Annotated in this window: 5 protein-coding genes; 2 read left to right on the top strand and 3 right to left on the bottom strand. The window is 75.9% G+C overall.

Annotated features, from left to right (window positions below; genetic code table 11):
• A partial coding sequence (locus tag E1291_RS37570; protein ID WP_503108257.1) for a VldE C-terminal domain-containing protein occupies positions 1-448 on the top strand: 448 nt, incomplete at its 5' end.
• Positions 449-481: 33 nt separating this feature from the next.
• Here E1291_RS37570 and E1291_RS37565 read toward each other — a convergent pair.
• Positions 482-2,443 carry an ATP-binding SpoIIE family protein phosphatase gene (locus E1291_RS37565; RefSeq protein ID WP_131742808.1) on the bottom strand — a complete coding sequence of 654 codons (1,962 nt, stop codon included), beginning with the start codon at positions 2,441-2,443 and terminating at the stop codon, positions 482-484.
• A gap of 272 nt (positions 2,444-2,715) precedes the next feature.
• Entirely contained in the window at positions 2,716-3,576 is an 861-nt protein-coding gene (locus E1291_RS37560; protein ID WP_131742807.1) for a spermidine synthase, read from the bottom strand.
• Between the two features lie 106 nt (positions 3,577-3,682).
• On the opposite strand from E1291_RS37560, the gene E1291_RS37555 reads away from it, so the two are divergent.
• The gene (locus tag E1291_RS37555) at positions 3,683-5,302 is read left to right on the top strand and encodes a phosphodiester glycosidase family protein (protein ID WP_131742806.1); all 1,620 of its coding nucleotides are present in this window, start codon (positions 3,683-3,685) and stop codon (positions 5,300-5,302) included.
• Positions 5,303-5,344: 42 nt separating this feature from the next.
• On the opposite strand, the gene E1291_RS37550 is transcribed toward E1291_RS37555, so the two are convergent.
• A complete protein-coding gene (locus E1291_RS37550) occupies positions 5,345-6,379 on the bottom strand; it encodes an ABC transporter ATP-binding protein (RefSeq protein WP_131742805.1) in 1,035 nt (344 codons plus the stop codon).
• Positions 6,380-6,492 lie beyond the last annotated feature (113 nt).

Raw genomic sequence — 6,492 nt, 5'->3', positions numbered from 1 at the left:
GGAGCGGCCGGGGGCCGCGGGGGCGGGCGTGGGCGCGCCGCGCGTCACGGGCCGTCCCGACGGCGCGCCGCCGGGCGGCTCGCCGATCACGGGCAACATGATGACGCCGGTGATGCGGCACGTCCTGCTGGAGATCGCCGAGATGTTCGGCCCGTTCCCGGCGATCGGCTGCCACCGCTCGACCGGCGACCCCCGGGACCACGGCGACGGCCGGGCGTGCGACTTCATGGAGGGCACGGCGGGGGTCATGCCGAGCGCGAACGCGCGGCGGCACGGCGACCAGGTCGCCCAGTACGCGATCGGCGACGCCCGGCGGCTCGGCATCTCCTACGTCATCTGGAGGCAGCGCATCTGGAACGTGCGCGGCGGCGGATGGCGTCCCATGGAGGATCGCGGGAGCATCACCCAGAACCACTACGACCACGTGCACATCTCGGTGCTGTCCTGAGCACGGCGGCCCCGCCCCCGGGCGGCGCCGGCCCTAGGGCAGTTCCTGTTCGCACCAGACGACCTTGCCGCCGGCGGTGCGGCGGACGCCCCAGCGCTGCGCGAGCCGCCCGACGACGTGCAGGCCGCGGCCCGTCTCGGGCATCTCGTCCTCGCCGCCGTGGTGGACGCGGGGACGGCCGTCGGCGCGGTCGAACACCTCGCAGACCAGCCCGCCCTCGCGGACGAGCCGCAGCGTGACCCGGCCGCCGGCGTGCCGGATCGCGTTGGTGACCAGCTCGGAGACCAGCAGCGCCGTCGAGTCGGCCAGCTCGTGCAGGTCCCAGCGGGCGAGCCGGTCGCGGACGAGCCCGCGGGCGCGGCGCACCGCCGCGGGCTCGGCGGGCAGCTCCCAGGTGGCGTGGTGGTCGGCCGGGATCCGCCGCAGCCGCGCCACGAGCATCGCGATGTCGTCGCGGTGCTGGTCGTCGTAGACGCCGTCCAGCGCGGCCTGGCACAGCTCCTCCAGCGGCCGGGCGGCGGCGCCGGAGCCGAAGGTGCGCCGCAGCCGCGCGAGCCCGTCGTCGATGTCGCGGGCGCGGTTCTCCACCAGGCCGTCGGTGTACAGGAACAGCAGCGTGCCGTCCTCGACGGTGAACTCGCGGCTGACGATCGGCCCGTCGCCGACGCCGAGCGGCGGCGCGGGCGGCACGTCCAGGTAGCGCGGTTCGCCGCCGGGCGGCGCGAGCAGCGGCGGCAGGTGCCCGGCGCTGGCGGCCTCGCACCGGCCGCTGACCGCGTCGTACACGACGTAGGCGCAGGTGGCGAAGTGCGGTTCGCGCTCGCCGAGGGTGCGCATCAGGGAGTCGAGCCGCTCCAGGGCCTCGGCGGGCGGCAGCTCCAGCCCGGCGAGGGTGTGGATGGCGGTGCGCAGCCGGCCCATGGTGACCGCGGCCTTGACGCCGTGCCCGGCGACGTCGCCGACGACCAGCGCGACGCGGGCGCCCGGCAGCGCGATGGACTCGTACCAGTCGCCGCCCACCTCGATCAGCCGGCTGCCCGGCAGGTACCGGTGGTGCACCTCGACCGGCGACGGCGCCGACAGGCCGGTCGGCAGCAGGCTGCGCTGCAGGGTCAGCGCGGTGGCCCGCTCGCGCCCGTACCGGCGGGCGCTCTCGATGAGGATGGACGCGCGGGAGGCGAACTGCATGCCGATCTCGACGTCGTAGGCGTCGAAGGGGCGGTGCGCGACGTTGCGGCAGCAGACGAAGAAGCCGACGACGCCGCCGCCCGCGTGGAGCGGCAGTAACAACATCGAGGCGCCCTTGAGCAGGTCGGCGACGGGCGGGCGGCGCCAGACGGCGGCCAGCTCCGCCGCGCCGTCCCCGCCGAACCCGACCAGCACCGGCTCACCGGTGCGCATGCAGCGCGTGTAGGGCGTCCCCTGCGGGTAGACGAGGGTCTCGCCCGTGGGGAAGGCCGCGTCCCACGCCGAGTCGCCGTCGTCGAACCCGATGGCCAGGCGGCGCAGCAGGCATCCGTCCGCGACCGCCGGGGGCGCGTCGGCGTCCAGCAGGCTCTCCAGCAGCAGCAGGGCGCCGGAGTTGCAGAAGTGCGGGATCAGCACGTCCATCAGCCCGCGCGCCAGCAGGTCCAGGTCGAGCGTGGCGCCGATGCGCGGGAGCGCGTCGTCCAGCAGGGCCCGGCGGATCACCGCGGGGTCGACGAACCGGTCGGCGAGCGGCACCGGAACCTTGACGACGGCGAGCGCCGCGAGGCCGGGCGCGCCGCCGTTCATCGGGTGGACGGTGACGACGGCGTCGAGCGTCCCGCCGGAGGGCGTCTCCACGGAGAGCTTGGCGGTGCGCTCCCGTCCGCCCGCGAGCGCCTCCAGCAGCGGCGCCCACGCTCCGGCGATCACCTCGTCCAGGCGGGCGCCGAGCAGCCCGTCCGGTTTACCGGACAGAACAGCGGCGGCGTTTCGGTCGAACTGGAGTATTCTCCCCGACGAATCCATGCCGAGAATGAGAATTCGGGTGGACGACTCCATCGCTCGATTATGGGACATGGAGCGTCCCGATGCGGCCGATACGACACGGGAAACCGGACCGGAATCCCCGGCGGCCGGGGTCCCAGAAACGATCAACGCCGCGCCGCCGCGCCGCGAATTCATTTCGGCCCGGAACACCACAACGAGCCTTTCCGTAACCTCGGTAATCATGTCATCGCCGGCCGGGCCGAATCGTCGCAGCGGCGCGCGCCGCAGGTCCGGGACGCCGCCAGGGACGGTCAGGACCGTCCGAAGACCTGAGGCGGCGGGACCGGCACCGTGACGTCCTCACCGTCCAGCAGCGGCGCGGCCCCGGCGCAGAAGGCGGTCAGGTCACCGCCCTCCACCAGCCGGGCCCGGACGATGCCGCCCGCCGCGCGCCGGGTCAGCTCCGCCACCGGCAGCGGCTCCCGCGACGCGGCGACGATGAGGTTGCCGAACCGGCGGCCCCGCAGCACCCCCGGGTCGCCCATCAGCAGCGCGTGCGGGAACACCGACCGCACCGTCGCGGCGACACGGCGGGCGAACGGCAGCCGGAACCCGTCGGCGACGTTCACCAGGTAGGCGCCGCCGGGCCGCAGCACCCGCGCCGCGTCCAGCACGAACTCGCGGGTCGCCAGCTCGACCGGCATGGACGCCTCCGCGAACGCGTCCATGACCACCAGGTCGTCGGCCGCGTCGGGGAGCGCCGCGACCCCGCCGCGCCCGTCGGCGACCCGGATCCGCAGGCCCGCCACGCCCTTGACCGGAAGCCGCTCGCGGACCAGCCGCACCAGCGCGCCGTCCTGCTCCAGCACGATCTGCCGCGACCCCGGCCGGGTCGCGGCGACGTAGCGCGGCAGCGTGCACCCGGCGCCGCCGACGTGCACGGCGTCCAGCGCCCGGCCCGCCGGCGCGAGGGCGTCCACGACGTCGCCCATCAGCCGCATGTACTCGAAGTCGAGGTAGGTGGGGTCGGACAGGTCGACGTAGGACTGCGGCACCCCGCCCACGAGCAGCATCCAGCCGCCGTCACGGTCGGCGTCCCGCAGGAGCTCGGCCTCCCCGCCGGCGATCGGGAACCGGTTCGGCCCGGGATCCGGCCTGCCCTTGCGCGCCATCCCCCCACCCTACGGAACACCCGCGCGCGGCCCGCGGCGACCCGGCGCCGTCCAGTGATCACCAGGAGATCACCCGCGCTTCACCGACCGCCGCGACCATGACGCCATGCGACGTCCCCCAACGATTTCCCTGTTCACGGCGGTACTGAGCGCGGCGGCAGCGGCCTCCGTGGCCGTATCCGCCCCCGCATCCGCCCACGCGCACGGCGCCTCTCACGGCGCCTCTCACGGCGCCCGCACCCTTCCCCTCGGCCCCGCGTCCCTGCACGAGGAGCGCGACACCGAGCAGCTCGCCCCCGGCGTCACGCTGACGCACATCGTGCGCGGCGCCAAGTCCGACGCCGACGCATGGACGTTGCACCTGCGCATGGCCGTCCCCGGCAACGCGTCCGCGGTCATCGGCCCGCGCGCCACCGCCGACGACCTCGCGCACCGCCTCGAGGCCGCCGGGTTCCGGCCCCGCGTGGAGGCCGTGCGGGGACCCCGGTTCGCCGACGTGCGCCCCGGGGTGACCGGGTACATCGTCCGCGTCGGCCGCTACGCCACCGAGGACGAGGCCCGCAAGGACCTCCCGGCGCTCACCGCCGCGGGGTTCACCGCGGCCGCCTCCTACACCGCCCAGGACGGCGACGCGGCCACCGGCCCGTGGCGCCTGCACGTCCTCACCATCGACCCCCGCCGGTTCGGCGGCCGCGTCGTCTCCTCGACCGGCGGGCCCCTGACCACCGTGGACCGCGTCTCGGACCTGGTCCGCTCCACCGGCGCCGTCGCGGGCGTCAACGGCACGTACTTCACCCCGGCCGCCAAGGGAGGGCCGGCCGGCCTGCACGTCCTGGACGGCGAGCTGACCAGCGAGGCCAACAACGGCCGCACGGCGATGATCCTGCCGCGCGACGGCCGCCGCGTCCGCTTCGCGCAGCTGTCCACCGACCTCGGCGTCCGCGCGCAGGACCGGGCCGCCCGCGAGCTGGACGGGATCAACCGCCTGCCCGGCCGCGTCGACAACTGCGGCGGCGTGGGCGGCGACCAGCCGACCCAGCTCCCGCAGCACGACGTCACCTGCACCGACCCCGACGAGCTGGTGTCCTTCACCCCCGTGTACGGCGCGGCCAGCCCGGCCGGCCCCGGCGCGGAGGCCGTGCTGGACGCGGCGGGACGGGTGACGGAGTTCCGCGAGTCGCGGGGCACGGACATCCCGGCCGGCGGGCGGACCGTCCAGGCGATCGGCACGGCCGTCGACTGGCTGCGCGCCCACGCGCGGCCGGGCACGCGGCTGACCTTCTCCGAGCGGGTCCTCGACAACGGCCGCCCCGTCCGCCTGGACCGTGACACCTCCATCCTCGGCGCGGGTCCGCAGCTCGTCCGCGACGGGCGCGTGTGGGTGAACGCCGCGGGCGACGGCCTGGTGCACACGGGCGAGGACCAGTCGTTCTACTACAACTGGGCCCTGCGCCGTAACCCGCGCACGATGGCGGGCGTGGACGCCGCCGGACGGCTCCTGCTCGTCGCCGCCGACGGCCGCGCGGCGGGATACAGCGAGGGCCTGTCGATCCTGGAGACCGCCAAGGTGATGCGCGCCCTCGGCGCCGTCCAGGCCATGAACCTCGACGGCGGCGGCTCCACCACGATGGCCCGCTCCGGCGGGACGCTCGTCAACCACCCGTCCGACGCGACGGGCGAGCGCAGCGTCGGCGACGGCATCCTGCTGCTGCCCGGCCGCGGCTGACCCGCGCCGGTGATCTCCGGCCGGGCGCGGCGGGCCCGCGGGTCAGCCGTGCCCGGCGGGGGTCTCCCCGCCGGCGAAGTGGCAGGCGCTCGGATGCGCCGAGCCGGGCCGCGCCACGAGCTCCGGGGCCTCCCCCGCGCACTCGGCCCGCGCCTTCCAGCACCGGGTGCGGAAACGGCAGCCGGACGGCGGGTCCAGCGGGGACGGCGGCTCGCCGTCCAGCCGGATCCGCCCGTCCATGCCCGGCGCGTCCGGGTCGGGGACGGGGACGGCCGACAGCAGCGCCTGGGTGTACGGGTGCGTCGGGTGCTCGTAGATCTCCCGCTCGGTCCCGGTCTCGACGATCGTGCCGAGGTACATGACGGCGATCCGGTCGCAGATCTGCCGGACGGCCGCGAGGTCGTGCGCGATGAACACGTACGCCAGCCCCAGCTCGCGCTGCAGCCCGGCGAGCAGGGTCATCACCTGCGCCCGCACGGAGACGTCCAGCGCCGACACCGGCTCGTCGCAGACGATCACCTCGGGCCGCAGCGCCAGGGCGCGGGCGATCCCGACGCGCTGCCGCTGCCCGCCGGAGAACTGGTGCGGGTACCGGCCCGCGTGTGCGGGGTCGAGGCCGACGAGCTCCAGCAGCTCGCGCACGCGCGCCCTCCTGTCGCCCTTCGGCGCCGCCTCCGGGTGGACCGCGAAGGGCTCGCCGACGATGTCGCCGACGGTCATCCGCGGGTTCAGCGACGAGTACGGGTCCTGCAGCACCATCTGGAGGCGGCGGCGCAGCGCGCGCAGCTCCGCCTTCGGCAGGGCGAAGATGTCGCGCCCGTCGAAGCGCACGGTCCCCGCCGTGGGCCGCTCGGCCGCCAGGAGCAGCCTCGCCAGGGTCGACTTCCCGCAGCCGGACTCGCCCACGACGCCGAGCGTCTCGCCGGGCCGCAGCTCCAGGTCGACGCCGTCCACCGCCCGCACGTGACCGACCGGCCGTTTGATCACCACGCCTCGGGTGACCGGATAGTGCTTGACCAGGCCCTCCACCCGCAGGATCGGGCGGGCCGGCGCGGGCGCGCCCTCACCCGGCGGCACGGTGCACCTCCGCGGCGAAGTGGCAGGCGGCGGCGTGGCCCGGCGCGACGGTCACCAGCGGCGGCCGCTCGGCGGCGCAGCGCGCCTCCGCCCGGGGGCAGCGCGGCCGGAAC

Source organism: Actinomadura roseirufa, assembly GCF_900659635.1.
In the GTDB taxonomy this organism is placed as follows: domain Bacteria; phylum Actinomycetota; class Actinomycetes; order Streptosporangiales; family Streptosporangiaceae; genus Spirillospora; species Spirillospora roseirufa.
This window is presented reverse-complemented; position numbering and strand designations above follow the sequence as displayed.